The organism is Kribbella sp. NPDC055110, assembly GCF_053607525.1.
The window spans coordinates 1-1,046 of the sequence record NZ_JBSGTS010000074.1 but is presented as its reverse complement, the minus strand read 5'-3'; the positions used below and the strand labels follow the sequence as shown (position 1 = coordinate 1,046).

1 protein-coding gene is annotated in these 1,046 nt (G+C 59.1%); it reads right to left on the bottom strand.

The window, feature by feature from the left end:
• Window positions 1-834, bottom strand: an 834-nt coding sequence (locus ACWF0M_RS38140; protein ID WP_452240646.1) for an MFS transporter, incomplete at its 3' end; no start/stop codon positions are given.
• Window positions 835-1,046 lie beyond the last annotated feature (212 nt).

Below are 1,046 nucleotides of genomic sequence, written 5' to 3'. Positions count from 1 at the left end.
GCCCATAAACACCTGCTTCATGCGGCGATATTTTTCGGCATAGATGATGAACGGCACCACGGCGGCGAACGACACCAGCATGGTCACCAGGTAGACGATCCAGTGTTCGCTGGCCGCCAGCCCGGCTTTCTCCATCGCTAGCGGCAGCGCCACGAAGCTCGACATCAGCAGGATATGCAGGCACATGATGCCGAAGTTGAGCTTCAGCAGGCGCGAGTTGCTCAGCACTTTGCGGAAGCTGCCGCGCACGATGCTGGACTCGCGGTTCAGCAGATGGGTATCGGCGGAAGGTACTACTGCCAGAGTGATGACGATGCCGGCCAGCGCCAGCACGGCGATCATCCAGAACAACGCATGCAGGCCCAAGGCATGGGTGATGATGGGGCCCAGAACCATGGCGATGGCGAAGGTGATACCGAAGCTGACGCCGATGAACGCCATCGCTTTGGTGCGGTTCTGCTCGCGGGTCAGATCGGAGAGCAGCGCCATTACCGCGGCGGCGATGGCGCCGGAGCCTTGCAACGCGCGGCCGAGGATCACGCCCCAGATAGAGTCAGTGACGGCGGCGATCACGCTGCCGAGGGCAAAGATCAGTAGGCCGCCGACGATCAGCGGCTTGCGGCCTATACGATCGGACACCAGGCCGAACGGGATCTGAAATACCGCCTGTGCCAGGCCGTAAATGCCGATGGCGATACCGATCAGCGCTTCGCTGGCGCCGTTGAGCGCCATGCCGTAGGTGGTCAGCACCGGCAGTACCATAAACATGCCGAGCATGCGCAGGGAGAATACGGTGCCCAATCCCCAGGTGGCGCGGCGCTCCTGCGGGGTCATTGAATTATCGTTCACATCAAACCTCGGTAAAAACCATGCCATCAGACGTTGCGACAGCGCCTGATGGCATGATTTCTGTAAAGCTGCGTCATTTTAGTGTGCAGGGCAGGGGGGGTAAATCGAATGTTGTTTAACAGATATTACAGTTTGGCCGCTTTTCGGCGTGACAAATAAAATGGGCCGCAAAAGCGGCCCATTCACAGATGATTTGG